Source organism: Staphylococcus sp. HMSC077D08 (genome assembly GCF_001837945.1).
GTDB lineage: Bacteria > Bacillota > Bacilli > Staphylococcales > Staphylococcaceae > Staphylococcus > Staphylococcus epidermidis.
This window is the reverse complement of sequence record NZ_KV834762.1, coordinates 184,689-211,044: the sequence shown is the minus strand read 5'-3', so window position 1 is coordinate 211,044 and position 26,356 is coordinate 184,689. Positions and strand designations below refer to the sequence as shown.

23 protein-coding genes and 1 pseudogene are annotated in these 26,356 nt (G+C 32.1%); 6 read left to right on the top strand and 18 right to left on the bottom strand.

Features of this window, described 5'->3' with window-relative positions:
• Position 1 precedes the first annotated feature (1 nt).
• Together HMPREF2663_RS05500 and lysA are read left to right on the top strand one after the other, a co-directional pair.
• Positions 2 to 1,075, top strand: a complete 1,074-nt coding sequence (locus tag HMPREF2663_RS05500; RefSeq protein WP_002476122.1) for an alanine racemase — start codon at positions 2 to 4, stop codon at positions 1,073 to 1,075.
• Positions 1,076 to 2,341, top strand: a complete 1,266-nt coding sequence (lysA, locus tag HMPREF2663_RS05495) for a diaminopimelate decarboxylase (RefSeq protein WP_058702925.1) — start codon at positions 1,076 to 1,078, stop codon at positions 2,339 to 2,341.
• Between the two features lie 131 nt (positions 2,342 to 2,472).
• On the opposite strand, the pseudogene HMPREF2663_RS12270 reads toward lysA, so the two are convergent.
• The 3 genes and pseudogenes from HMPREF2663_RS12270 to msaA form a co-directional block, all read right to left on the bottom strand.
• Positions 2,473 to 2,673: pseudogene (locus tag HMPREF2663_RS12270) on the bottom strand (hypothetical protein); the annotation flags it as partial.
• Positions 2,674 to 3,091: 418 nt separating this feature from the next.
• A complete protein-coding gene (cspA, locus tag HMPREF2663_RS05485; RefSeq protein WP_001831260.1) occupies positions 3,092 to 3,292 on the bottom strand; it encodes a cold shock protein CspA in 201 nt (66 codons plus the stop codon).
• Between the two features lie 180 nt (positions 3,293 to 3,472).
• Positions 3,473 to 3,781, bottom strand: a complete 309-nt coding sequence (gene msaA / locus HMPREF2663_RS05480; RefSeq protein ID WP_002446415.1) for a regulatory protein MsaA — start codon at positions 3,779 to 3,781, stop codon at positions 3,473 to 3,475.
• Positions 3,782 to 3,939: 158 nt separating this feature from the next.
• Between msaA and HMPREF2663_RS05475 the strand changes: the two genes are divergently transcribed.
• The 3 genes from HMPREF2663_RS05475 to HMPREF2663_RS05465 are packed head-to-tail and all read left to right on the top strand — an operon-like array spanning position 3,940 to position 6,028.
• Positions 3,940 to 4,209 (top strand): acylphosphatase, encoded by a 270-nt coding sequence (locus HMPREF2663_RS05475; RefSeq protein ID WP_001831190.1) that lies wholly within the window; start codon positions 3,940 to 3,942, stop codon positions 4,207 to 4,209.
• 39 nt (positions 4,210 to 4,248) lie between these two features.
• A complete protein-coding gene (locus HMPREF2663_RS05470; protein WP_002495747.1) occupies positions 4,249 to 4,875 on the top strand; it encodes a 5-bromo-4-chloroindolyl phosphate hydrolysis family protein in 627 nt (208 codons plus the stop codon).
• A gap of 22 nt (positions 4,876 to 4,897) precedes the next feature.
• Positions 4,898 to 6,028: a toxic anion resistance protein gene (locus tag HMPREF2663_RS05465; RefSeq protein WP_070845933.1), complete on the top strand. Its 1,131-nt coding sequence runs from the start codon at positions 4,898 to 4,900 to the stop codon at positions 6,026 to 6,028.
• 75 nt (positions 6,029 to 6,103) lie between these two features.
• Here the strand turns inward: HMPREF2663_RS05465 and brnQ are convergent, their stop codons facing one another.
• The 5 genes from brnQ to HMPREF2663_RS05440 all read right to left on the bottom strand — a co-directional run bounded on the left by brnQ (position 6,104) and on the right by HMPREF2663_RS05440 (position 11,542).
• Positions 6,104 to 7,447 (bottom strand): branched-chain amino acid-like transporter carrier protein BrnQ3, encoded by a 1,344-nt coding sequence (brnQ, locus tag HMPREF2663_RS05460; RefSeq protein WP_002457648.1) that lies wholly within the window; start codon positions 7,445 to 7,447, stop codon positions 6,104 to 6,106.
• Between the two features lie 186 nt (positions 7,448 to 7,633).
• Positions 7,634 to 9,523, bottom strand: coding sequence for a vWA domain-containing protein (locus HMPREF2663_RS05455; protein WP_002486102.1), 1,890 nt, complete (start codon positions 9,521 to 9,523; stop codon positions 7,634 to 7,636).
• Between the two features lie 12 nt (positions 9,524 to 9,535).
• Positions 9,536 to 10,327 carry an ATP-binding protein gene (locus HMPREF2663_RS05450; RefSeq protein WP_002473573.1) on the bottom strand — a complete coding sequence of 264 codons (792 nt, stop codon included), beginning with the start codon at positions 10,325 to 10,327 and terminating at the stop codon, positions 9,536 to 9,538.
• 177 nt (positions 10,328 to 10,504) lie between these two features.
• Positions 10,505 to 10,708 carry a DUF6501 family protein gene (locus HMPREF2663_RS05445; RefSeq protein ID WP_001831030.1) on the bottom strand — a complete coding sequence of 68 codons (204 nt, stop codon included), beginning with the start codon at positions 10,706 to 10,708 and terminating at the stop codon, positions 10,505 to 10,507.
• Between the two features lie 24 nt (positions 10,709 to 10,732).
• A complete protein-coding gene (locus tag HMPREF2663_RS05440; RefSeq protein ID WP_002491006.1) occupies positions 10,733 to 11,542 on the bottom strand; it encodes a VOC family protein in 810 nt (269 codons plus the stop codon).
• A gap of 200 nt (positions 11,543 to 11,742) precedes the next feature.
• Between HMPREF2663_RS05440 and HMPREF2663_RS05435 the strand changes: the two genes are divergently transcribed.
• Positions 11,743 to 11,916 (top strand): hypothetical protein, encoded by a 174-nt coding sequence (locus HMPREF2663_RS05435; RefSeq protein WP_001831077.1) that lies wholly within the window; start codon positions 11,743 to 11,745, stop codon positions 11,914 to 11,916.
• 829 nt (positions 11,917 to 12,745) lie between these two features.
• Here HMPREF2663_RS05435 and HMPREF2663_RS05425 read toward each other — a convergent pair.
• The 10 genes from HMPREF2663_RS05425 to HMPREF2663_RS05380 all read right to left on the bottom strand — a co-directional run bounded on the left by HMPREF2663_RS05425 (position 12,746) and on the right by HMPREF2663_RS05380 (position 26,356).
• Positions 12,746 to 13,576, bottom strand: a complete 831-nt coding sequence (locus HMPREF2663_RS05425) for an ATP-binding cassette domain-containing protein (protein ID WP_002446423.1) — start codon at positions 13,574 to 13,576, stop codon at positions 12,746 to 12,748.
• 141 nt (positions 13,577 to 13,717) lie between these two features.
• A complete protein-coding gene (sucB, locus tag HMPREF2663_RS05420) occupies positions 13,718 to 14,980 on the bottom strand; it encodes a dihydrolipoyllysine-residue succinyltransferase (protein ID WP_002476124.1) in 1,263 nt (420 codons plus the stop codon).
• An 18-nt stretch (positions 14,981 to 14,998) separates the two neighbouring features.
• Entirely contained in the window at positions 14,999 to 17,803 is a 2,805-nt protein-coding gene (locus HMPREF2663_RS05415; protein WP_070845932.1) for a 2-oxoglutarate dehydrogenase E1 component, read from the bottom strand.
• A gap of 411 nt (positions 17,804 to 18,214) precedes the next feature.
• Complete coding sequence (locus HMPREF2663_RS05410) at positions 18,215 to 19,585, bottom strand: HAMP domain-containing sensor histidine kinase (protein WP_002446426.1); 1,371 nt, start codon at positions 19,583 to 19,585, stop codon at positions 18,215 to 18,217.
• On the bottom strand, positions 19,582 to 20,241 hold the full coding sequence (locus tag HMPREF2663_RS05405; RefSeq protein ID WP_002476128.1) for a response regulator transcription factor: 660 nt from the start codon (positions 20,239 to 20,241) through the stop codon (positions 19,582 to 19,584). Before HMPREF2663_RS05405 ends, HMPREF2663_RS05410 begins: the two co-directional genes overlap by 4 nt.
• Before the next feature lie 560 nt (positions 20,242 to 20,801).
• A complete protein-coding gene (locus HMPREF2663_RS05400; RefSeq protein WP_002446428.1) occupies positions 20,802 to 21,569 on the bottom strand; it encodes a DeoR/GlpR family DNA-binding transcription regulator in 768 nt (255 codons plus the stop codon).
• 6 nt (positions 21,570 to 21,575) lie between these two features.
• Positions 21,576 to 22,901, bottom strand: coding sequence for an MATE family efflux transporter (locus tag HMPREF2663_RS05395; RefSeq protein ID WP_002490011.1), 1,326 nt, complete (start codon positions 22,899 to 22,901; stop codon positions 21,576 to 21,578).
• Positions 22,888 to 23,742: a metallophosphoesterase family protein gene (locus tag HMPREF2663_RS05390; RefSeq protein ID WP_002446430.1), complete on the bottom strand. Its 855-nt coding sequence runs from the start codon at positions 23,740 to 23,742 to the stop codon at positions 22,888 to 22,890. The genes HMPREF2663_RS05395 and HMPREF2663_RS05390 overlap by 14 nt, the downstream gene beginning before the upstream one ends.
• 13 nt (positions 23,743 to 23,755) lie before the next feature.
• Positions 23,756 to 24,652, bottom strand: a complete 897-nt coding sequence (locus tag HMPREF2663_RS05385; RefSeq protein ID WP_001830948.1) for a carbohydrate ABC transporter permease — start codon at positions 24,650 to 24,652, stop codon at positions 23,756 to 23,758.
• A gap of 15 nt (positions 24,653 to 24,667) precedes the next feature.
• A complete protein-coding gene (locus tag HMPREF2663_RS05380; RefSeq protein WP_070845930.1) occupies positions 24,668 to 26,356 on the bottom strand; it encodes an extracellular solute-binding protein in 1,689 nt (562 codons plus the stop codon).

Here is a 26,356-nt window from a genome sequence, read left to right as displayed (position 1 = left end):
ATTGACAGCAATTTGGTCATTAGATACAGAAGCATTTTATCAGAATGCAGTAAAAGTAAAAAATAACGAACCAATAATGGCAGTTGTAAAAAACAATGCATATCATTATGGACTTGAGTTTGCAGTGAAAACATTTTTAAAAGCGGAAATTAATACATTTAGCACAACTTCATTAAATGAAGCTATACGAGTTAGAAAAATAGCACCTGAAGCAACTATATTTTTAATGAATCCTGTTTATGATTTTGATTTAGTAAAACGTTATGATATTCATATGACACTCCCCTCTTTAAACTATTATTATAAATATAAACAAGATTTAAAAGGCATTCATGTACATTTAGAATATGAAAATTTATTACATCGTTCTGGTTTTAGAAATATCGAAGAAATACGTGAAGTTTTAAAAGATCATGATCAAAATAATCAAGATAAAATGATTATTTCAGGAATATGGACGCATTTTGGCTATGCAGACGAATTTGACGTAGATGAATATAAAATGGAACGTGATGCTTGGTTAAACTTGATAAATACACTTTTAAATGAAAATTATCATTTTGATATGATACATTCACAAAATAGTGCAAGTTATTTTCGTGAGAATCAAATGTTACTTCCTCATCACACTCATGCTAGAGTTGGAATTGCCCTTTATGGTTCAAGACCATATAGTCTTATAAATGAAGAACGCATTACTCAATCTTTGACTGTTAAAGGTAATGTTATACAAGTTCGTGATGTAAATAAAGGTGATTATTGTGGATATAGTTTCGCCTTCGAAGTAAAGAATGACCACACTCAATTAGCTGTTGTTGATATAGGTTATGGCGATGGTATTCTAAAATCAAGAGCAAAACACGAAGCTATAATTAATGGTAAGAGATATCCAATTAGAGCATTAATGATGAGTCATATGTTTATTGAAGTTGATGACGAAGTTCATGCACAAGACGAAGTCATATTATATAATAAGGATATACGCATAGATGAATTTACATTTAAAGGTGTTGGCGCAAATTCAGAACAATTAAGCGCAATGAATCACGATTCTCTTATAAAGGAGTATTTATAAATGGTAGTTAATTATAACGATAACGGCGAACTGACAATGGGAGGTACAAGCTTAAAAACTATTGCACAAAGTTTTGGTACACCCTCGATTGTTTACGATGAAGACCAAATTCGTAATCAGATAAGACGATATCATAAAGCATTTGAAGCAAGTGGTTTAAACTACAATATATCTTATGCCTCAAAAGCTTTCACATGTATTCAGATGGTCAAATTAATTGATGAAGAAAATTTACAATTAGATGTTGTTTCTGAAGGTGAACTTTATACTGCTCTTGAAGCAGGATTTGATTCGAAACGTATTCACTTCCATGGGAACAACAAGACGAAACGCGAGATTCAATATGCATTAGATAATCAGATTGGTTATTTTGTAGTGGATACGCTCGAGGAAATAGATCTTATTGATAAATATGCTGATAGTAATGTGGATGTTGTATTACGTGTGAACCCTGGTGTTGAAGCACATACACATGAATTTATTCAAACTGGACAGGAAGATAGTAAATTTGGATTATCAATCAAACACGGTCTAGCATTAAATGCAGTTAATAAAGTAAAAGCAACGAAACATTTGCAACTTAAAGGTATACATTTCCATATTGGCTCTCAAATCGAAGGCACTGAGGCGATGATTAAGACAGCTAAAATTGTGCTTAATTGGTTAGCAAGTGAACGAATTGAAGTGAGTTTACTAAACATAGGCGGTGGTTTCGGAATTAAATATGTCGAAGGAGATGAAAGTTTCCCTATTGAGCAAGGAATATCTGAAATTACTGAAGCTATTAAAGAAACTGCGCAAGCATTGCAGTACAATATTCCTGAAATTGGGATAGAACCTGGCCGTTCAATTGTTGGAGAAGCAGGTATCACTTTATATGAGGTTGGTACAATTAAAGATATTCCTGGAGTTAATAAATATGTATCAGTTGATGGCGGAATGAGTGATCACATACGAACTGCACTTTATGGTGCACAGTATGAGGCGTTGTTAGTTAACAGAAATGAAAAAGCTAATGAATCTGTAACAATTGCAGGTAAACTCTGTGAATCTGGTGATATTATCGTACGAGATGCTCAATTACCCTCTTCTGTTCATAGAGGTGATTATCTAGCAGTACTTTCTACTGGTGCGTATCATTATTCAATGGCTTCAAATTATAATCAAATGCAAAAACCTTCAGTATTTTTCTTGAAAGATGGAAAAGCACGTGAAGTGATTAAACGTCAATCATTGAGACAATTAATTATTAATGATACAAAATAATTCTAAAAAGTGAGCGAGTAAAAGCGCATCTACTATCAATATGATTTCGCTTAAAAACTATTTAAAAACGCCTTGGATAGGTTCAGTATATCTATCCGAGGCGTTTTTACTTACTTTAAATTAAATGAAATTTAAAATTGAATTTTTCTGAAAATACTAATTGCTAAGAGGTAAATAATGATTATATAAACAATAGTAATAGAGCTCATTATTGATAAGTTTAAAATAAAACTTTTATCGGTATCTAAATTTGTGAAATTTGAAGGGAAAAACTTGATTTTATTAATATTGTCTGTAATCTTTATGACCACATAACATAAAATCATACTGATATATGAATAAATTATTTAGTCTTAATTTTTCAATTTTAAAATTTACCATTTAATGAAACGACCACGGTAACCAAAATAAAAACGACCAATTGAAACCTGCAATAATTTAAAAGGATTTGGCATAACAATATCTCCTTTCCCCTACTTATTACTTATATTATAAAGAGCTTAAAATAATAAATCGATAAATAATTATATTGTAGACTATATTATTTAATGAAAGTTTTGGAGAAGTTATGCTTTTCTTTAAACACAGACATGCAAAAAAATAATGAGATAGTCATAATTCTTATTTTGGGCATAAAAAACAGAAAGAAATTAAAATTAATTTCTTTCTGTGATACGGTATGTATTGATATAAAAAACACCTTACTGCTTGGTAAGGTGTTAGTTAAAGTCAATGATTACAATCTATTTATTATAGTTTAACAACGTTTGCAGCTTGAGGACCGCGATCGCCTTCAACTACTTCAAATTCAACTGATTGACCTTCTTCTAATGATTTGTATCCTTCTTGGTTAATTGCTGAGAAGTGTACGAATACGTCGTTTTCTCCTTCAACTTCGATGAAACCAAAACCTTTTTCGGCATTAAACCATTTAACTGTACCTTGTTTCATAACTCTGAAACCTCCAAGACTAAATTCTTTCAATATGCATTATTCGCATATTACAAAAAATACATGTCTAAAATCTAATATAAATCAAATATTCTTTGCAATATGGAATAAAACAATTGCTTAATAATCATTATAGTTTAGTCATAGCTAAATTGCAATACAATTATAGAAAATTATCATTCAATCTATTTTTGGAAGATTAAAATAAACCTCATTATTTTTTAAAATAATAAAACTATAAAATATTTGTAAATCTTCCTCACAGTCTTCACAAAAGTTTAAATCACAATTGTTGTAAAAAGCATGTATATTATACTTCCCTACTACATAATTGTCGTAACATTTCTTACTATGGTTTAGTACATTTATGTAATACTCCATCATTTGTTCGTATGTAGTAAATTCTGATTGCTCCACAATTTTTTGTGGCCAATCATCAAATAGCCACCAACCTTCGTAGTCAGCCCTGATCTTGACTACTGTCCACATAATAATTTCCCCTTCCCTACTATAAAGCTACAACAATAATTTTAACTTTTCATGTTTTAAAATCAAGTTTCAAGCCTTGTGATATAAACAATTTTTTGAATAGCAAATATTAGTTTTTTACAATTAAAATACGTATAATAAAGACAAGAGGTGATTTTATGCAACGTAAACATATTCAAGTTTTTGGTACAGTACAAGGTGTGGGATTTAGATTTTACACGCAACGTATTGCTCATCAATTTAATATTAAAGGTACAGTCCAAAATGTTGAGGACTATGTAGATATATATGCTCAGGGCGACGATACAGAATTAGAACAGTTTATTGATTCTGTGATCCAAGGTGCTTCACCGGCTTCACAAGTGTCTAATTACAATATTGAAGAATTAGACCTTGATGAATCTTTATCAGAGTTTAAGACAATTTAGGTTTATAATATAAGACTTTAATATAAAGGAAGATGACACTTGAGATATAACATTTCACGTATATTTGGAGTGTTAGTGGGTATACCAGTGGCCTTTATTGTTTGGCTTATTACTGTTTTTGCGTTGGATTTATCATTCATTATAGACATGCTTATCAGTTTTGGTAGTTTCATTGCATCATACTTCCCTACGCAAAGGCTCACTTCACGAAAGTATCTTAATGAAATTGGTTTATCAAGAAGAGATTACAGATATGTTCAATCACAGCTTCATCATGCACATACTAAAATTAGAACTATCTTAAAGTCATTTATTAATATTCGTTCAATCAAAGATTTTAGACAAGTAAATGATATATATCGAATTTCTCGTTCTATTCATACAAGCATTAAGCAAAGACCCGCGATGTTTTTTAAAGTTGAAAGCTTTTTCTATTCTCATTTAGATAATGCCCTTAACTTAGTAGACTCGTATACACGTCTTGCAAGAATGCCACGTAAGTCGCAAGATGAAAAGCTAAAATTAGAACAAACACGTATTACTCTAGATGAAATAAAAAGAACGCTCATTGCTGATCTTAAAAGGCTTAATGAGGAAGATTATGAGCGACTAGATGTTGAAATAGAATTAAATAGATTAGAACAGCAACGTCGACATAATAATTAATAGAAATGGAGAGATGAGTGAGATGGTAAGTGAACAAAGTAGTAATCGGTCACATCCACTTGATTACTATATGGATAATCAATCAACTGATCATCATACAATCGCTGAAGATCTTGAAATGCAATTAACTGAAAATGATAAACAAAGAATTAAATCAATAAGTGAGCAAATTGAGCCACTTAACCATGAAGGATTATTAAAATACGGTGCTAATCTTCAACAAAAGATGTCTCATTTTTCTCATCAAATTTTAGATGACGTTCAATCAAAAGATATGGGACCAGTTGGGGAAACTTTAAGTCAATTAATGGGAAAATTAAAATCTGTAAATCCAAATGACATAAATCCAGAAAAACAATCTAGATTAAAGCGTTTATTTAAACGTACTAAAGCTTCTATTAATGAAGTGTTTTCTAGAATGCAATCTGTAAGTTCTCAAATTGATCGTATTACTATTCAATTAGAAAAATATAAAGATCAGTTAACTAAAGATGTTGAATTTCTTGATCAATTATATCAGGAAAATAAAACTTATTTTGATAACGTTTCTTTATATATCTTAGCGGCTCAGAAAAAGAAAAAAGAAATATTGACAGAAACCATACCCCAGTTACGAGAAAAGGCGCATCAAACTGGTAATCAAATGGATATTCAGGCAACTGCTGATATGGAACAGTTTGTTGATCGTTTAGATAAGCGCATTTATGATTTACAATTATCTAGGCAAATTGCTATTCAAACTGCACCTCAAATCCGTATGATACAAAATGTCAACCAAGCTTTAGCCGAAAAAATTCAAAGTTCAATTTTAACAAGTATTCCTTTATGGAAAAATCAAATGGCTATTGCCCTTACTTTGATGAGACAAAGAAATGCTGTTTCAGCACAACGTTCGGTTACCGATACTACGAATGAGTTACTTACTCAAAATGCGTCAATGTTAAAGAAAAACGCTATTGAAACGGCAGCTGAGAATGAGCGTGGCATCGTTGACATCGAAACGTTAAAGACAACACAAAATGACATTATTGAAACAATTGAACAAACACTTCAAATTCAAGAAGATGGTAGGCAGAAACGTCAAGTTGCAGAGAAGGAACTTAATGAATTAGAACAAGATTTGAAGCAGCATCTATTATCTATGCGCAAATAATAAAAAACACTCGTCACATGTGATTTAGATTTAGTCTATCACTTATTTGACGAGTGCTTTTTATTTTAAATTTACTTATTCTTTTTGATATACAATGTTAGATTGTTTAACAAAATAACTAATCATGTAACCAACAAGAGTTGCTACAACAGCAATTGGGAACCATTCAAGTGAATATTCTTTTAAAGGTAAACTATCTATAAATGAAATACGTATCCACCCTTGTGTCGTTATTAAGCTTAAGATTGATTCAATTGCTACAATAATTAACGGTATTTGTTGTGCAATACGTTTTGTAGGTATGAAGCGAGCAATGAGTATTAACAAAATAACTGTAATAGCCACTGGATAGATTACACTGAGTACAGGGACTGACATTTTAATTACGGAATTAAGTCCTTGGTTAGCTAAAATGAAACTAACTAAAATGAAAAACACCACAAATACTTTATAAGGTATCTTAGGTATTATTCTATGGAAATATTCACTTACTGATACGATTAATCCACAAGCAGTAGTTAAACATGCTAATGATACGATAATACCAAGTAAGTATTTTCCGAAAGTACCAAAGCCCTTCGTTGCCATTGTTGTGAGTAAATACGTCCCTATATTTTGATCTTTAGCTTTCAATTCCTTTAGAGTATCTGAAGGAATATTGATATGATTGCCTATGTACCCTAGCGAAATATATATAAATACTAATGCGATTGCAGCTATGAGACCAGCAATAATGGTCTGTTTAAAGATTTTATCAGCATGCTGTATTCCTGTTGTTTTAATCGCATTAACAACAATCATTGAAAACGCAATAGAAGCAATAGCATCCATTGTAAGGTAACCTTGTGTAAATCCTTGTGAAAATCCACTTAAATTGGAATGATAAGCATTTGTCATGCCGTAATTTGAAGAATGTCCACCAAAATCTACAAAACCTTTAATGATCATAGCGACAATGGTAATAAGTAATAAAGGTGTAAGTAATGAACCAATACGATCTATCATCTTATTAGGATTCAAGCATAAATAAAGAACGATTAAAAAATAGATTACTGTAAAAATAAATAATGCTAAATTCCCACTATTATGTGCAATAGGAGTAACAGTCATTTCAAATGAAGTTGAAGCTGTACGTGGTATCGCAAATAATGGTCCTATAGTGAGATAGATGATAATCAAAAATATTAATGAAAATCGTGGTGATATTTTATTAAAAGACCCAATATAACCATGTTTATCAAGCGCGCCTACCACAACGCCAAGAAGCGGTAATCCAATACCCGTAAGTGCAAAGGCTAGTATGGCTGGCCAAAAGAAATGACCACTTTCGAGTCCAAGTTGTGTTGGAAATATAAGGTTACCTGCGCCAAAAAACATAGCGAATAAAGTAAAGCCTATAATCCACGTATTTTTATTCATAATGCTGCTCCTTTTTATCTAATAATGCAACATTCAATATTCTATCATAATAAAGAAATATTAGTCTATATAAAATTTCAGAAAATTAAAACATTATACAATTGATGTAATTACTTCGTCAAAAATACGTAATGATTTATATTAATGAAGTTACAAGTTAGAAATTTTGAATTGATAAACTAACTTTTATAAAGATTTAAGTAACAATTTTTTTAGTAATGGTGATAAGTGACTCGGTAAATGTTCCACGCCTTCGACAAATATAGCAAATTGGCCATATATGTTATGAATGGTTTGTTCGATGTCTTCAGTAATTGGCTCTTGGCTAAGAAAGACATTAAATACTTCTATACCAAATTTGCGCGCACGTTCAACAGCTTCATACGTATCTAAAATACCATCTTGACTGTAATTAAATGCAGACGGTTCTCCATCTGAGAATACGATTAAAAAGCGTTGTTCATGACTTCTTTGTAATAAACGCTCGCTCGCAATTCTGATAGCTACGCCATCACGATTATCATCTTGAGGTTCTAATGTCATGATACGTGGGCCTTCTTTTTCAAAGATAGAGTAATTATAATTAATGATTTCATCAATGATATTTGGTTGTTGACGTTCGTCAGCTTCAAAAGCATCTTCATTAAATGCTAGTATTTCATGTTTAATATTCAAAGATTTTAAAGTTTCATGGAACAAAACGACACCCTTGATCGTTTCATCCATTTTATCGTGCATACTCGCTGATGCATCGATGAGTAATGTAAATGTTGCATCGAAAGTCTTGCTTAAATCCTGTTTTTTGTAAAATAACTTAAATTGATCATCAATAAACCAATTAATAAGGTCTTTTTGTAAGCGTCCCTTTGTTAAATTGTGTCTTTCATCTTCATGTTCTCTGTCGATGGTCTTTTCGATAATTTGTATTAAATCTTTAATTTCAAACTGTACATCATTTTTTGAATATTGATAATCTATCACATTTTGCGGTGTAATATCAGGGATATTCCATTCAATACTTACGTCTTTATTAATGCCTTTTAAAGCAAAAGTCTGGTTTTGTCCTGTAAATCCACCTTCATCGTGATCAAGTGTATTTTCTGACCCTTTACCTTTTTTGGTCATCATATCAGTCATATCATCAGTGCTGTCACCTTCTCGAGCCGTATCATTATCAGCCATAACTTCACTGTTTTCACCCTCATGTAGCTCCATTTCTAAATATGCCCCGCCTTTAGACTCACTGTCTGCGGCTTTTGTTTCAGCTTCAGCTGTTTCTACATCTTCCTCTGTCTGATGATTATCTTTACCATCAGTATTGCTCGCATCTGTACGTTTTAAGTCTTCAAAACTATCTGCATAAATATCTTCATATAATTTTTGAGGTAAGTAGTAATATTCATTTAGCATATCTTCCTTTAATAAATCATCCACTTGATACATGATACGTTCTGCTAAATACATATTATCTTCTGATGTATGATTCTGAAAAATATTTGGTAAGTACTGATACATATGAACTAAAATGTCATCAAATGCTGGATGTATGGATGGAATATTAAAAAAGTTTTGACTTAAAAATGCATGCTCTAAATAAAGAAAAAGTAAATCAGTATATACAGTTTTAGTTTTGTAAAAATTAATTTGAGATTCTGTGAAAGATAATCGTGTTTCTATGCGTAAATCAATCATTTTTGTAGTGCTAGGTCTTTGTTGTCTAATATGTTCAAATATACGTACATCCTCTAAAAGTTTAAATAATTGATGAAAGAACTTAGGGTGTTCGAAATCATTGTTGTGTAAAACTTGATTGATGATTGAAAGATCCATATTCAGATATCCATACGTTGCGAGTAAGACATCTGTTTTCAGTCCAGCTTGTTCAATATGTTTCGGTCTATGAGACCAAAACCAACTCGCAATGAGTGTATTACTATAAGGATTATAGTAAGGGAATTTTTGTATTTTAACTTGTGTTTGTTCATTTTTTAAAAGTAAACGTGCTAAGTCTTGTAACATCATTACTTGTTTTGCATCTAATTGTTCATCGTTGAATTTTATAAAACGATCACTCATTTTTATCCCTCTTTAAAAATTAAGCTCGATAGCGTTAAGTATCGCTTGTTGTTCTCGCTCATCCTCTAATTTATCAATAATTGTACGTTGTACCGCACGTTCAATAGGCATGACAGTTGCTAAATCACTAAGGTCGATTAAAGCTCGAATACTTGCAGCCTCTTCAGAAATTTGACCTTGCTTGGTCATAGTACGTAAATCTTCGTTAAATTTAATGATATGTTGAATCAATTGTTCATCTTGTAATTTACTTTGCTCTTTAATGACTGTTTTAAGAATGTCACCATCGATATAATCTACTTCTATGACGATAAATCTATTTTTTAAAGCCTCATTCATTGGTAATGTTCCTACATAACCTTCATTAATAGCAGCAATTACATTAAATCCAGGAGCTGCTTTAATCACTTCACCAGTATAAGGGTTTGTCAATTGACGTCGATAATCTAATACACCGTTAAGTATAGGTAATGTTTCCGGTTTTGCCATATTAATTTCATCTATATATAAAATGTGACCTTCTTTCATTGCTTTTATTACAGGACCATCAATGAAGACAATTTCTTGGTGGCCTTCTTCATTAGTTTGAATTGTTTTAAAACCTAATAAGCTTTCAGTATCTAGATCTACTGAACAATTAACTTGATGCATAGGTAATTTCATAACGTGACTTAACGTTTCGGCAAGCTTGGTTTTTCCTGATCCTGTTGGCCCTTTTAGTAGTATGTTCTTATTTAATTGAAATAAAGCTTTAGCATCCTCAAAAACTGTTTGATCTGAATTTTTGTAAACTGTTTGTACCATAATTCCCATCCTTTAATGTTAAAAAAGACTAAGACATTAGTTTTTGGTGCATAGTCTTAGTCTTATTTAAAATGATTAAAATAAATGACTTATTTAGTCATTATTGAGTTAATGTAAACTGATGATTGAAAAATATATCCATTGCAATGATAACGTATTTAGTTGAAAGAGATTAAATTATATCTCTTTGAAGTAGTCTTTGTAATAGCCACCTACTAAACCTGAATTATCTATAATTTGATAATATTCTTCAGTTTCGTTAATAACATCATACTGTTTGCCGATAGTTAGCATATCTGCAACTGTAAATTTTTTGGCATCAGTATTTGTCACTTCTACTTTTTTAATTGGTGTACGTTCTTTCCAAGTTTCATGTAACATGTAATAACCATCCTTAAATCATATTTACTTTTCAAGTGTATAAATAAATGAAATGCCACTATTTTCAGTGATTCTAAGAGATTCTGAAGTATCCTGTTCAAGGGTTTGATATGGAACACCTATCTCATCCAAACGGTTTTTTGCTTGCAGATACAATTGAGTATCACTTGTAGAGAATTCCACTTGCTCAATAGGCCCGTGTGTATTCATTTGAATATCTTCATCGCTTTCAAATAAATGGATTTCACCACCAAGACCACCTTCACCTATACGAAACACTTGAATAGGTTGTTGTGCATCTTCATGTGGAAGATATTCAGCAAATAAATCTAATTGAAATACTTGTGTGAGAATTGAAGTGGTGACAGATAACTCGTTCACCTTAATAATGACTGGACCTAAGCCTTGGACTTGATGTAAAGGGTTAACAGGACTATCGAAAGTAGGCATACCTAAGCCTATACCCGTATTTAACTCGTTAGAATAAATATCAAATTTTTGTTGATTATGATCTTTAAAAGTGAAATGTTTAAGTCCATTAAGTTCAGTGATTGAACTATAGGATATATTAAACTTGTCAAAAATAGTTTGATATTCTACTAATCCAGAATCAGAAGGTGTTCTAAGTCCAACACTATCTATGTGTGGATTTTTATAATCTTCCTCTGGAACCTCAACAAAGTGAACACGCGTTCCAGGACTTAAATTAGCGTCACCAAATCTTATGGCATGTTCATTTTTAGTTGAATGTTGTAAACCAATGATGTGGTTAAATAATTCTTTCGTTTTAGATAAATCGTTTGTTCCTAAAGTGACACTTCTAAGTCCACTCATTAACTGACACTCCTCTATTTATCTTTACAGATAACATTATAACGTATTTTGTAACACTTGAATATGATGAACACTCATATAAAGATAGATATTTATTTATTGTTGATTTATTATTTATTAGAAAAATAAAACATACAGATTGGCTAAATATTTTGTATGTATTAAAATGTAATTAAAGAAGTAATCAAGGAGGCATGAGTATGTCTAATTTATGGATTATATTTGCAGTTACTGTACTAATAGCAGTTTATTCCGCAATTGAGGTATTTACAAATTTAAATCATAAACAACAACCAAGATTTAAATATTTTACTATCGCATTTGTTGTGTTTATTATCTTAGCGATTATAGAAGTTATATTTCTTGCTCAATGATGGATGAATTTAAAAAGTTATAGTTTACCTGTAAAGAAATCGGTGCTATTTAATTTCTTCACAGGTATTTTTATTTGCATTCGATACTATTTTTAGTTTTTTATTAGAATGAACGATTCTTATATTTAAAATTACTTTTGATCTGATTTAGTGAAAATCATAATATTTAAACCAATTAAGATTATAATATAAATAAAGATAGTAAAAGTTTTTATTAGCAACATAGCATTATCAGGGGTATCAGATTTAAAAAGTGTAATTAAATCTCCAATTGGAGGAACTGCCCATAATATATAATTCAGTAATGAATATGATTGTACTAAAGAAGGACGACTGAGACTAACAATTATTATAAGCGCTATAAATAGGAAAGTGTACTTATAAGATAAGAAATTAATATTATGAATTAAAGTAGAAATGAGCATCCCAATAATGCTTACAACAATATGTAACGTTAGTGCGATTATATATTGATTGAGAGTAATATCTTCGGAAAACCTATTTAGTATTAATGGGTAGAATAAAGATAGTAAAATTAACATTAAATGAATTAAAGATATGAAAAACCACTTACTAATGAGAAAAAGTAATTTAGATTCTAATTGGGTAAAGAGCAAATATTTTTCGTTCAAAGATTCTAAATTCCAAATGCTAATAGTTAACCAACACGAGATAATCAATAAGCCTATACTGCTAGATGCATAACTAGAAAGAATAGGTTGACCTTTGTATAAATATTGAATGATGATCCATATCACAAAGAAGAGTATAGGTGGTATAAATTGATAAAATTTAAAATAATTTCTAAACTGATATTGTGTAAATGCAATCAAAAGTTTTTCACATCCTTAATCTCAAGAATTTCACAGTTATGCACGATTAATTGTTTCAGTACTAAATTCAAATCGTTTTGATTAGTTTGGATGGATATTTTGTTATTGTCAGTATATGTAATTTTTTGATTTTGTATTTCTTTTAGTAAGTTAATTGTAACAGAATCATTTTTAACTACAATTAGTTTTGAAGTAACTACTAAATGATTTTTATTTATATCGTTAATATAAAAAATACCTGTTTCAATATTTAAGATATGCGTAGTAATATTTATAAGTTGATTCAATTCATGAGATGTTAAAATAATTGTTGATGATAATTTTAACCACTCTAGATAATTTATCAGAAATTTTGTAGCATTCTGATCTAATCCAGAAAATGGTTCATCTAAAATATATATGTCAGCGTTTTTAATTAAACATTGAATAACATTGACTTTCTGCTTTGTACCTTTTGAACAGTCTTTTAATTTTTGGTTCAAAAATGACGATAATTTAAGATGATTTATAAGGTAATTAAGTTTGACTTTAGTTTGATTATTAGAATGAACTTTTAATAGAAATTCAAAATATTCGTTAATCGTTAAACTTAAATTATTAGGAAAGATATCTACAGCATAACTAATTTTGCCATTTATTAATAATGATCCATCAAATTGAGTAATTAAACCAGCAATAATTTTTAAAGTTATACTTTTACCTGAACCATTTTTACCATTTACTAACGTTATTGAATGTTTCGGTACTCTAAAATTTAAATCATTAAGTATGTTTTGCTTATTAAATTGTTTTGTAATGTGAACTCCTTCAATAGCACTAAGTGACATTTTTTACTCCTAATAAATATAGTATACGTTTAATATATATTCTATCAATAAATAGTTCAATTTTCCTAATACCTAGTGCATATTAAACAAAAAAACAACGACGATTTACGTCGTTGTTTTTTAAGTATGTTAGGTTCCAAATTATGATTCAAGTAATAAATCTTCAGGATTTTCAATGAGTTCTTTAATGGTTTTTAAGAATCCTACAGCCTCTTTCCCATCGATGATTCTATGATCATAGCTTAATGCGATATACATCATTGGACGATTTTCAATTGTATCTTTATCAACTGCAATTGGGCGTGTAATAATTGAATGCATACCTAAGATAGCTGCTTGATTACCATTTATAATCGGTGTACTCATCATTGAGCCAAAGATACCGCCATTAGTGATGGTAAACGAACCGTTAACCATGTCATCAAGGCCTAATTTTTTATCACGAGCTTTTACGGCTAAATTAGCGATTTCTTGTTCAATTTCTGCAAAATTTTTCTTATCACAATCTCTAACAAATGGTACGAGTAATCCATCGTCAGTGGATACTGCAATGCCGATATCGTAAAATTGTTTAGTAATCATATCATCGCCATCTATCTCAGCATTTACTTCAGGATATTTTTTGAGAGCTGCAACGGCAGCTTTAGTGAAGAAGGACATAAATCCTAATTTAGTACCATCATGGTCTTTGATAAATTGCTCTTTTTTACGTTTACGTAAATCCATAACGTTTGTCATATCAACTTCATTAAATGTAGTAAGCATAGCTGTTTGATTTGATACTTCTAATAATTTTTTTGCAGCAGTTTTTTTGCGTCGAGACATTTTTTCACGAATAACAGGTTTTGATGGATTGTTATTGGTTTGTTTAGAACCACTGTTTTGTGATTTGCTTTCACTTTTAGCTGTTTCACTCGAAGATTTTTGACTATTTTCAACATCATCTTTTCTTAAAACATCATTGCCTTTTCCGGATACTTCGCTTAAATCAACGCCATTTTTACGTGCATGTCGACGTGCAGATGGTGTTGCACTGATACGTTGTTGGCTATTATCTTGTGTATTTTTACTTTCACTAGAATTCGAATTAGATTGTTTTGGCGTTTCTTTCTCTTTAGCTTCATCTTTTTGTGAAGATTCGTTAGAACTATCGCTAGATGTGTTTACTTGTCCTTCTCCTACTACAGCTACAGCTTGACCTACTTCAACTGTATCGCCTTCCTCGGCTAATTGTTCTGATAATACCCCAGCTTCTTCAGAAACTACTTCGACGTTAACTTTATCTGTTTCTAGTTCTAAGATAGCTTCACCTTTATCTACATTATCGCCTACATTTTTTAACCATTCTGCAATGGTACCCTCTGTGATTGATTCTGCTAATTCTGGAACTTTTACTTCTGCCATACTTATTTTTCCCCCTAGTTAATTGTTAATGCTACTTTCAATAATTTTAGTTTGTACAAGTTTATGAATTTCTCCATCGCCTTCAGCAGGTGCAGCTCTTTGTATTCTACCGTGATAAGTGAAATCATATTTATTAGCAACAAGTGCTTTTAGATAAGGATACACAAATAACCATGCACCTTGATTTTTAGGTTCTTCTTGAACCCATGACACATTTTCAAGATGAGGTAACGATTTTAATACTTCTTTAATTTCTTCTTCTGGGAACGGATATAATCTTTCTACTGCTATGAGAAGAATAGAATCGTTAGGATTTTTAGCTAAATATTCTTTTAGGTCAATATACATCTTTCCTGATGCTAAAATCACTCTTTTGACTTTTTGTTCTTCGATATCTTCTGTGATGATAGGTTTAAAACCGCCAGATGTAAACTCATCAATAGGTTTAGCTACTGTTTTATTTCTTAAAAGACTCTTAGGTGACATGACAATTAATGGTCTCATTTCTAATGTATCTAAACTAGCGGCTTGCGCACGTAGTAAATGGAAGTAATTACTTGCACTAGATAGATTAACTACAGTTGAATTATTTTCAGCGGCTAATTGTAGAAATCTTTCTAAGCGTGCCGATGAATGCTCTGGTCCTTGCCCTTCAAAAGCATGTGGTAAGAAAAGTGTTAAACCTGAACGCTCACCCCATTTTGCGCGAGAACTTGAGAGGAAATTGTCAAACATCATTTGAGACATATTAGAAAAGTCGCCATATTGAGCTTCCCATATGTTAAAGTTACCTTTATTTTCGACGTTATAACCATACTCAAATCCAACTACAGCTGCTTCAGATAGCGGCGAATTATGAATATCAAAAGTAGCCTGTTGTTGAGGTACATGATGCAATGGCGTGAATGTATTACCATTTTCTTCATCATGAAGCACAGCATGTCTATGACTAAATGTTCCCCGTTCACTATCTTGACCTGTTAAACGAATTGAAGTTCCATCTTGTAATATGGTTGCAAAAGCAAGTTGCTCTGCTTGAGCCCAATCGACGAGCCCCCCTTCTTTTTCAAAAGGTTCTCTACGTTTTTCAAGTACTTTATTGAGCTTTTTCAGTACATGAAAATCTTTTGGATAATCAAGCATTGCATCATTGATTTCTTTTAAATGATCAAATGAGAAATCTTTCGTATCACTTTGTAAAGGTAGTTGGAGTGATTCTGGTTTTTCCATATCTGGGTTATTCATTTTGTCATTTTTATCAATTTTATCATGTGCTGTTCGCATTTCTTTTTGAACACTGTCAATGACTTCATTCATTTCGTCTTCAGAAATAATACCTTCATCAACTAACTTTTTACCATATAAAATTTCAACTGAATCATGTTTTCTAATATTTTGGTATGGAACTGGATTAGTAATAGAAGGCTCATCCATTTCATTATGCCCATAACGACGATAACCTACTAAATCAATAACTACATCTTTATGAAATTCTTTACGGAACTCCATTGCAATTTCAATAGCTTCAATTGTTGCTTCTACATCATCGGCATTTACGTGTAGTATTGGAACATCGTAACCTTTAGCTACGTCGGAAGAGTACGTTGTTGAACGTCCATCAAAAGGTTCAGTTGTAAAACCGATTCTATTATTTGTAATAATATGAAGTGAACCACCTGTAGAATATCCTTTTAAACTACCTAAGTTCATCGTTTCAAAATTAATACCTTGACCTGGATATGCCGCATCACCATGTATAATAATCGGCATTGCTTTATGGAAGTCGGTAGATGGACCTCCTACTTGATGTGTATTATCTTGTGCTGCTCTTGTTTTACCAGCAACAACGGGTGCAACGATTTCCAAATGACTTGGATTATTCGCTAAAGAAATACGTTGTTCTATTCCATATGAGTTAGTCGTTTTAACGCCACCTAGGTGATACTTCACATCTGATGTCCAACCTGAAGTTAATTCTAAACTACCATCTTCTGGTAAAAACTTCATTGGATCTGTATGCATAAATTCTGAAATCATCATCTCATAAGGTTTTTCCAAGACATGCGTTAATACATTTAAACGTCCACGGTGAGCCATACCGATTTGAATGTTTTTAATCCCCTCGTTACCTGCTAATGTGATTGTGTGTTGAAGCATTGGAACTAACGTATCGACACCTTCAATTGAAAAACGTTTAGCCCCAACAAAATTTTTGTGCAAATATTTTTCAAAACCTTCTACGTGTGCGAGTTTTTTGAAAAGTTCTTTTTTTTGATTATCGTTTAAACTTGCTTTATAAGGCGTTTCAATTCTTCTTTTTAACCACACACGTTCTTTATTATTATTAATGTGAGTGTATTCAAAAGCTATCGGTCCTTTGTAACGTCTTTCCATACGAACAATTGCATCATAGGCATTGTCATAAATGTCTTTAAAATGTTCAGAGACAATTCCAGATGATATTTTTTCCAAAGTTTCTTTATCTAAATCAAAATCTTCGATTTCTAATTTAGGAACATTTTGACGCTCTGGAGGATTTACTGGATAAATATCTGCTTTTAAATGTCCGTATTGACGAATATTATCGATTAAGCGCATAACACGTTTAATTGTGCTATCTCCCGCTTGTGAACCACCCCCATCAGTGGTAGGTTTAGCTTCGATATGAGCTTCACCTGTTTTAATTGTACTGAACAAGACTTGTAAATCTTCAGGTACGGATGATGGATCTTGTAGATAATCATCATACAAATCTAGCATAAGGCCAAGATTTGCACCGAAGTTTACAGGAGCCTCTGTAAATTCTTTCTTGTTCTTAGTCATTTAACACCCTCCACAAAAATGATGAAACGCTTACATGGTTATCATAGCATTATTTCATATATTGTTAAAGTACATTTACCTATTATTATACAAAATAGGAGCAAGACAGAATTTACTCCAAATTCATAGTCTCGCTCCCGTATGATCGCTATCTCCATCTATCAAGTTTAGATTGTCAAGTCTATAGTAAGAGAACTTTTGTGAAGAAGTTCCTTTCATTAGTATGACATGATATAGCTATTCTAATCAGCATCTTAGTATAATGTCCGTAATCTTTATTTATAATGATAGGTGTCAATGGATTTAATCATTTATAGTACTAGTTTAAGGATTGTTAATATCTAAGCCTGTAATAATTTATTTGTCCCTTGTTTGATTGTAATCATTCGTTACTTAAATAATACTATTTATTTAATTTAGTACTGGAAAACTGATTTTGAAAGTCGTGTAATTTTGTAGTTCACTTTCAACCTGAATCATACCACCGTTAAGTTGTACAATTTTTTCAGCTATTGATAGTCCTAATCCATTGCCTCCCTGACTACGTGCACGTGATTTATCTACACGATAAAATCTATCAAAGATAAATTCTAAGTCAGCTTTTGGTATACCCATACCATGATCAGTAATATCAATCATAATCATTTTATTTTTTAGTTGAGTAACAATTTTAATGTGCTTATGTTCAGTATCGTATTTCATTGCATTATCAATAAATATGAGTAAAAGTTGTTCAAACTGATGACGGTTAATTTTTAATTGGATAGGTTTAGTAGCAAGATGTGTTTCAAAGGTATAATCTGGATGTAGGTGTTGCAGTGACTTCACACGTGACTGAATCTCGCTATTTATGTCTACATTTTCACATTCCAAAACATTATGATTGACTCTATCTTTGGTAAGTAAAAGTAGTTCTTCGACAAGTTTTGTTATTCGATTCACTTCCTCAATTGAAATATTCAAAGATTCCTCCAAAACTGCTGGATCTTTTTTTCCCCAACGTTGAATTAAATTGAGATGACCTTGAATAATCTGTAGTGGCGTTCTTAATTCATGTGAAGCATCCTCGACAAATTGACGTTGCTGATTAAAAGATTCTTCTATTTGATACATCATTTCATTAAAGGTATCAATTAAATTGTCTGTTTCTTCATAATTTGTAGTTAATTCAAGTTTATTTTGAAAACCATCTCTTCTAATTTGATTCATTTTATTGGACATTGTAACTATTGGTTTAGTAATTTGCGAAGAAAAGATATAACTCACGCCGGCGGTTATAATGGTTGCAATTAATCCAAAAGCAAGTGCAACGATATAAAGTGATTTAACGAGATTATCATAATTTTGAAGAGAATGGACTAATACACTGTATCCAGAAAATTCCTTCGAACGTATAGGTTCAGTTATTACTAAGTAATTAATACCGTGGCTTCTATGAATATGTATACGTTCAGGATGTTTGAAATCAATTTTGTTATCATAAGCAAGTGTATTATCATTTGATGTTTGAATTAACTTTCTACCCTTATCATCATAAATCAATATTTCTTGAAAATTTTCTAAGGATGCATTTAAATCCAATGCAGATATATCACTTAAAGATTTTGAATGGAACAGATTGGCGATATCATTTGAACTTCTTTCAGCTTCGTCAATTTCACTACTTCGTAAAGTATCTTTTAAAAAGAAAATAATAATTAAGCAGAAAAGTAATATTGTCGTGAAGGTAATGAGCGTCGTAATAAGCATCCATTTATATTTTAATTTTTGACGCTTAATCATCGAATCACATACCCTACGCCACGTACTGTTTCTATGGATTTTTCTTTATTAAAAGGTTTGAGTTTATTACGTAAATAACGAATATAAACATCAACGACATTCGTTTCTACTTCACTATTATACCCCCATACGTGATTGAGAATTTGTTCACGTTGCATGACGTGGTTACGATTTTCAGCTAAAACATATAGTAAATCGTATTCTGTTTTAGTTAATTCTAATTGATGGCCATTAACAGTAACTTTAAAGGCATCTTTATCAATGATAATACCATTGATATCTAAAACATCTTTATCTGGCTGTCTGCGCAATACCGCTCTTATTCTTGCAAGCAATTCTTCTATATCAAAGGGTTTTACAATGTAGTCATCTGCCCCATAGTCCAACCCAGCTACTTTATCATATGTCTCGCTTTTTGCAGTAATGATGATAATGGGAGTAGTTGTTTTTTGACGAATTTGTCTACAAATTTCTAGACCATTTATGTTTGGAAGCATTAAGTCTAAAATATATAAATCATAGGGCTTAGATAATGCTTTGTCCAAACCTGCCTTTCCATCATTCTCTATATCAACAGTATAATTTTCATGAGTTAATTCAAGCTCTATAAATCTAGCAAGATTTTGCTCATCTTCTACGATTAAAATATTTGTCATATTTGCACCTCACGCTACATCTTAAACAATTAACTCGTATTTCTAAAGATGTAATTCAAAATTGTAAATGATTTGTTATGAAACTAGTATCATTTTACCATGAACCACCTTAATAGATAGTCGAATAAGTAGACTGTCTTTAGAAAAAGTCACTCTAGCATTATCATTATATTTAAATTAAATCGAAAAAATGTATATATTTCTAATTGACAATCATTATCAATCATGTATAATGTTAATTGAAAATGATTATCAATACCAATTGAAAAACATTCCCCCCACATACAAGTTGTTCTTTTGGATTGGTCATTTTCAACTATCCCCTTTTATATGCCCGTAAAAGACTAACGTTAAGATAGGACGTTTCAATAAAAGCAGTAGGCCTTTGACACTTGAGGTCTGCTGTTTTTTAGTGCCACTGCAACGAAAAAAATATTCATTGCTAGTGGCACTTATACTTGGGCAAAGCCTCAGGTGTTACCATTCGTAAAATTAAATAAAGCCTGAGGCGTCTTCTTTTATTTAAAAAAGACGAAGTCTCAGGCTTCATTTTCTATAAGTTAAATCTGTAACCAATGCTTCTGATTAAAATATTCTATATTCTGAGGTTTAGCATAATCAGAAATCATATAATCAATTTCGCTAAACCCATCAATACGATACGACGCATGCGCATCTCGCTTACTACTATCCGCTAAGAGATAACTCAGTTGACTTTTTTGAATCATAATGTGACTTGCATGCGCTTCTTCCAGATCAAATTCATAACAATCACTCGTATCAAACGAACCACATGAAATAAAAGCTTTATCAAATTTAAAACGTTGTAATAACTCATTCGTCATATGCCCGCGCACAACATCTTGTTCAGTATTCGTCTTTCCAGCAAGCATAATCACTTCTGCTTGAATTCGTTGCTCCTCTATAGCACGATTCAATTCATCCGCAATCTTCAGAGAATTCGTCACAATCGTGGTCTGAGTAATATCATTGAGATATTGAGGAATTCGCCCTGTTGTGGTTCCACCATCGATGACAATAATTTCTCCAGACTGTATTTGCAAAGCAGCTTTCTTAGCAATACGCTCTTTTACTTGTGATTGTTTCTGCCACTTATTCGCATATGATTTCTCTTTATTAATATGATTGTATTGTATCGCACCTCCATGTGTACGTGTAATCAGTTTATCGTTTTCTAAGGTTTCTAAATCCTTTCTCACGGTTTCAGGCGTAACTTGTAAGAATATAGCTAAATCTTTTACTGCCACCTGTCCGTACTGATCAACACGTTTACGAATAAGATTCAAACGTTCATTTCTTTTATACATAATTATCTATACTCCAATCTGCTTCATTCGTGCTTGCCAACGATCATTTCGCCATCTAAGATACATAATGATAAATCTCAGCGCTTCATCAGCAATACTCACTAAAATAATTCCTGTATAACCTAATCTCCAATGAATACCTAATAGATAACTTCCAGGTAATAATAACAACCATGTGGTCACAACACTCACGGTGACTGGATAACGTACATCCCCTGTCACGTTTAATAAATCTACAATTAGATTATTAATTGCACGTATCGGTTCTAATCCAAAAAGTATAACAAGATAGTAAATGATTAAATGATAGGTTTGTAAGTCGTGTGTTATCCAACGTCCACACACTATAAATCCTATAAATACACACGTCATAATCATGAAAGATTGTGTGATATTAAACCAAATACTTTTTATAACAACTTTCTTTAAAGTACGGTAACGTCGACGGGATATAAATTTTCCTAAATAAATTTGGCTAGCAGCACTAAATGCCATAGCACAACTAAAAGACAGGCCGCTTAAAACAGTAGAAACAGATTTCGCAGCGATGACTTGAGTGCCTAACATCGCAATAAATGCAGTTGTAAATGTCTGTGCAAAATTATAAGAAATTTGTTCACCTGCTGTTGGGATACCTAATGTCGAAACCTGATATATTTTCTTCCAGCTCAGCTTGAAGTAATGCTTGAATGGACGGAAAATTTGTATCAGCGCAATTAAAGCTAAAGTACATCCCAATAAACGACTGAACGCTGTTACCACTGCGACACCTAATACAGGGTTACCTACATATTCTGGAATAATAAAGAGTACGATACCGTTCAAAATGATATTAGTCACATTACTAATGATAGTAATGCGTGTAGCTGATGATGCATGATTCATGACACGTAATACAGTACCAATATACATGTGACAGGTCGTTAAAGTGAGTACACTCAATATAATCATTCCAAATTGATAGGTCAGTTTGAATATATCTTGAGGTACCTGAAAAAGTCGTAAGATAAGTTCGAATGCGATCCCAATCACAATCGTAAATACGATAGATACTATGATATTGAATAACAAATTATGATAAATCTCTTGTGAAATACTTGAAGGTTGATGTTCCTTCAAGTGAACAATACGTATATTTGTACCCACATGAATGATTGTAATCAGAAACGTGATGAGCATGAGTATTTGGCTTATCATTCCCGAAGCAGCAACGGCATCAGTGCTATAGCTGTTTAACATCAATGTATCAGCTTGACCCATGATGAGTATGAAAAGTTGTTCTATTAAAATAGGAATGTATAATGACCGAAAAGTTCTTTTAGAAACGATCATCAAATTCTAACACTTTCGATTTATATATAGCGTCAGGTTGCAACTCAATTAATCTAGCCCCACGTTGTAAATCACCATAAGTATTGTAACCACCAACACGACCAAAGCTAAGGCGAATCCCATATAAATTAATCGTAAAATCATTGTCATGGTCATGACCGCAGAACATACCTTCAATATCACCGTTTAGTAACATCTGACTAAATAATCCGGAATTAATTTTTGAGCACGCAATAGGTTCATTGAAAATGCCATGATATTCACCAATATTCTCAACTTCTCTATATTCTTGTAATGGAATATGTGTAAATAATAAGTTATGTTGAAAGTTGTGTTGAAATTGAGTTTGATATGCTTGATGTGTTTCCCTAAGCCAATTCACATGTTCAGGTCTTATAAAATCATAATCACCTATGCCAAATGGATTATAATCTCCTCCATCAATAACATAAAGCACATGTGTGACTGTATCGTTGTTTACAACTTCTATTGTATAAGCTTCTTTATCATCAACAATGAGGCTATGATTTTTCTGTACATAGTTGGTAGAATATTGGTCCTCAATAGCGCGTAAGTCTGAACGTTTGAGATGCCCCTCTGTATCGTGATTACCAAATGTCGTTGCAATTTGCGTATCATATCGATTTAAATACTCCATTAATTTCTTATAAACGCGACCTGAATCAATGACGCCTTCAGACCAAATTTGGTCACCTGTTAATACTGTGATGTCAGGTTGATAGTGTGTCATCATATGATGAATTAAATCGTAAGTTTTTTGATCTTTTTCATCATTGTGTGGCCCAATATGTAAATCGCTTAATTGTAGAATTGTAGTCATTGTTTCGTCTCCTTTACTCTTTTGTCGAACCGATAGTTATACCTTTTACAAAATGCTTCTGAACAAATGGGAAGAGGAATAATACTGGAATTGTTAATAGTACAATCATTGCCATCTGCATTGAGTCCCCTGTAATTGTCAACTTGTCTAACATCGCATATGAACCTGACTTTTGTTTTAAAGCATCTGCAATGGCAGCTTGTTTCGTTAACATATCTTGTAAAACAGTAGCTAACGGTTTGAGGTTTGGATTACGTACGAAGAATGCACCTGTAAACCAATCATTCCACTGACTCACGGCGTTAAATAATGTAATTGATGCCACCACGGGTTTACTCATGGGTAAGACAATTTTCCAAAAGATTTGAAAGTCATTACAACCATCTACTCTAGCGGCTTCAATCACACTACTAGGTAATTGATTGAAGAATGTACGCATAATTAAAATGTTATAAACGCTATAAAGTGACGGTAAAATGTATACCCAGAATGTATCAGTTAAATGAAGTTGATTTAATAGGATATAAAGTGGTACAACACCGACACTGAATAACATCGTAAAGACTAGGAAGAATGAGATGATTCTTCGAAACGGTAAACTTTTGATTGTTAGAACGTATGCAGCCATAGCTGTTAATATGACGCTTAGTATCGTTCCTATGACTGTCTTTGCGATACTAATAAATAATGCATTTAATAACGTGCCTTGTTTAAATATCTCCTTAAAATTATCTAGTGAAAATTTACGCGGGTAGAAAGTGATGCCACCTTTTTGAGCATCTACCCCAGAGTTAAATGCTAAGGCAAAGATATTAATCATCGGGAGGATAATCGTGATTACTAAGCCAATAATAATGATTAATGAGATAATACGAATGACAAGTGCACTTTTATCTTGTGAAACTTTCATTGTCTCTGCCACCTCTTAATAAATAATTTGAGTTCCTTTTTTATCTCTTTGATTTTCAACGTATCTTTCAAATTGATTTAAGCCTGCCTCTTCTAAACGTTGCTTAGCACTATCAATAATTTGTTTCGCTTCCTTGTCTGATTGAGAATAATAAGCACGTTTAATAGCGTCACTATAATCATCGAGTGCAATTTCTAAATCTTCGCCATATTCATATTTAGATAAGAATGACTTTACTGTGAGTCCGTTTACGATTTTGGCGTGTTTCTGTCTTTCATCATAATGCCACATATCAGCAATCTTTTCAGGAGTCGTCTTTTTCGTTTTTGTATTATCTCCGTATTCAGTTTCACCGAAATCAGCTTTATTATCTATATCAGTATAACCAAGATGATCTGCCCAATAAGAACCCGCACCTCTAAAACCACGTTTTTTAGCTTCGTCTGGATTATTTTCAACTTCTTTTAACACTTCAGGTTTAACATGAGGGTTACCTTTCTTATCTAACGTATAGTCACGTCCTTTAATACCGTACTGACCGAGTAATTTACCTTTGCGACTTGCAAGGAAATCAGCGAGTTTAACGACGTCTTCAGGATGTTCAGTCGTACTTGGTACAGCCCAACCGTTTGCGCCTGATTTATATGGCTTTTCAACTCTAAATTTACCTTTGACTGTATTGAGTGGCCCAAGTGGAACGTATTTCATACTTTGATTTTCAGTAACATAGTTATGTAAATCTGAAACAATGCCCCATGAGCCATTTACGAGTCCTTCTTTTGCTTTATTTTCTTCCATTGTATAGAACTCTTTTGTCATTAAGCCTTTCTTCATAAGGTCTTTAACGTAATGTACACGTTTAAGTGGATATTCGGTTTGTGATTCATGTATAATTTTCTTACCTTTATTTAAAAATTTCTCATCAGACTGACCATTCCACACAAGGTCATTATAGAATCTAGTACGATCGTCACCGCCCCATGCTGTTGGGCCAATAGGTGTGATTTCTTTACCATTATCATCTTTGAAGTGGTGTTCTTTCATCTTTTCAGCAAGTTTTTCTACATCTTTGGACGTCTTGATAGAAGCAGGGTCGATATGAAGTTTATCCATGATATCTTTTCTGACATAAGGACCACCTACAGTGCGACGTTCTTCTTGTCCTGGATGACGGTTAATCCCCATATGTACAAGGTACGTTCCATCTTGTTCTTTATTAAACATGATGTTATCTTTCGTATCTTTTGGTAAATATCCTTTTTTGAAATACTTACTATAAATTTTTGTGTTTTTAAGCATTTTCGTTAAGTCTGTGAGTCGACCTTGTTTCGCTGCTTTATTTAGTACTTTCATTTCAGGTCGTCCACTATCGTCTAAGTAATAAACGATGAAGTCGGGTAAATCTCCTGAAGCGAGTCCTGAAGTTAATGCTTCTGTGGAATCTTCATTAGAAACGGTTTGAAGTTCTAACGTGATGCCAGTCTTTTTCTTAAGTTCTTGAGCGACTTCTTTATTCATTTTAGGGGAGGCATCGTTATCACTTTGAAACACAAGTCCTTTAAGTTTTCTATCTGCAATCCATGTATCTGGTTTACCTTTAGCATCTGCTTCTCTTTTCGCTTCATCTTGCGTTTTATCTTTGCTACATGCTGTTACGAACAAAATGACTGCAATTATTAAGATGAGCATAGACTTTCTAAACAT

Excerpts from the sequence above, each read along its gene's own strand:
- HMPREF2663_RS05380 (WP_070845930.1), bottom strand. The coding sequence starts at position 26,356 with ATGTTTAGAAAGTCTATGCTCATCTTAATAATTGCAGTCATTTTGTTC.
- HMPREF2663_RS05400 (WP_002446428.1), bottom strand. The coding sequence starts at position 21,569 with ATGTATAAAAGAAATGAACGTTTGAATCTTATTCGTAAACGTGTTGAT.
- HMPREF2663_RS05450 (WP_002473573.1), bottom strand. The coding sequence starts at position 10,327 with ATGGTACAAACAGTTTACAAAAATTCAGATCAAACAGTTTTTGAGGAT.
- HMPREF2663_RS05425 (WP_002446423.1), bottom strand. The coding sequence starts at position 13,576 with ATGTCACTTAGTGCTATTGAAGGAGTTCACATTACAAAACAATTTAAT.
- HMPREF2663_RS05390 (WP_002446430.1), bottom strand. The coding sequence starts at position 23,742 with ATGACTACAATTCTACAATTAAGCGATTTACATATTGGGCCACACAAT.
- cspA (WP_001831260.1), bottom strand. The coding sequence starts at position 3,292 with ATGAAACAAGGTACAGTTAAATGGTTTAATGCCGAAAAAGGTTTTGGT.
- HMPREF2663_RS05410 (WP_002446426.1), bottom strand. The coding sequence starts at position 19,585 with ATGATTAAGCGTCAAAAATTAAAATATAAATGGATGCTTATTACGACG.
- msaA (WP_002446415.1), bottom strand. The coding sequence starts at position 3,781 with ATGTGGACAGTAGTCAAGATCAGGGCTGACTACGAAGGTTGGTGGCTA.
- HMPREF2663_RS05405 (WP_002476128.1), bottom strand. The coding sequence starts at position 20,241 with ATGACAAATATTTTAATCGTAGAAGATGAGCAAAATCTTGCTAGATTT.
- HMPREF2663_RS05475 (WP_001831190.1), top strand. The coding sequence starts at position 3,940 with ATGCAACGTAAACATATTCAAGTTTTTGGTACAGTACAAGGTGTGGGA.
- HMPREF2663_RS05385 (WP_001830948.1), bottom strand. The coding sequence starts at position 24,652 with ATGAAAGTTTCACAAGATAAAAGTGCACTTGTCATTCGTATTATCTCA.
- HMPREF2663_RS05395 (WP_002490011.1), bottom strand. The coding sequence starts at position 22,901 with ATGATCGTTTCTAAAAGAACTTTTCGGTCATTATACATTCCTATTTTA.
- HMPREF2663_RS05440 (WP_002491006.1), bottom strand. The coding sequence starts at position 11,542 with ATGAGTGGACTTAGAAGTGTCACTTTAGGAACAAACGATTTATCTAAA.
- lysA (WP_058702925.1), top strand. The coding sequence starts at position 1,076 with ATGGTAGTTAATTATAACGATAACGGCGAACTGACAATGGGAGGTACA.
- HMPREF2663_RS05465 (WP_070845933.1), top strand. The coding sequence starts at position 4,898 with ATGGTAAGTGAACAAAGTAGTAATCGGTCACATCCACTTGATTACTAT.
- brnQ (WP_002457648.1), bottom strand. The coding sequence starts at position 7,447 with ATGAATAAAAATACGTGGATTATAGGCTTTACTTTATTCGCTATGTTT.
- HMPREF2663_RS05435 (WP_001831077.1), top strand. The coding sequence starts at position 11,743 with ATGTCTAATTTATGGATTATATTTGCAGTTACTGTACTAATAGCAGTT.
- HMPREF2663_RS05445 (WP_001831030.1), bottom strand. The coding sequence starts at position 10,708 with ATGTTACATGAAACTTGGAAAGAACGTACACCAATTAAAAAAGTAGAA.
- HMPREF2663_RS05455 (WP_002486102.1), bottom strand. The coding sequence starts at position 9,523 with ATGAGTGATCGTTTTATAAAATTCAACGATGAACAATTAGATGCAAAA.
- HMPREF2663_RS05415 (WP_070845932.1), bottom strand. The coding sequence starts at position 17,803 with ATGACTAAGAACAAGAAAGAATTTACAGAGGCTCCTGTAAACTTCGGT.
- sucB (WP_002476124.1), bottom strand. The coding sequence starts at position 14,980 with ATGGCAGAAGTAAAAGTTCCAGAATTAGCAGAATCAATCACAGAGGGT.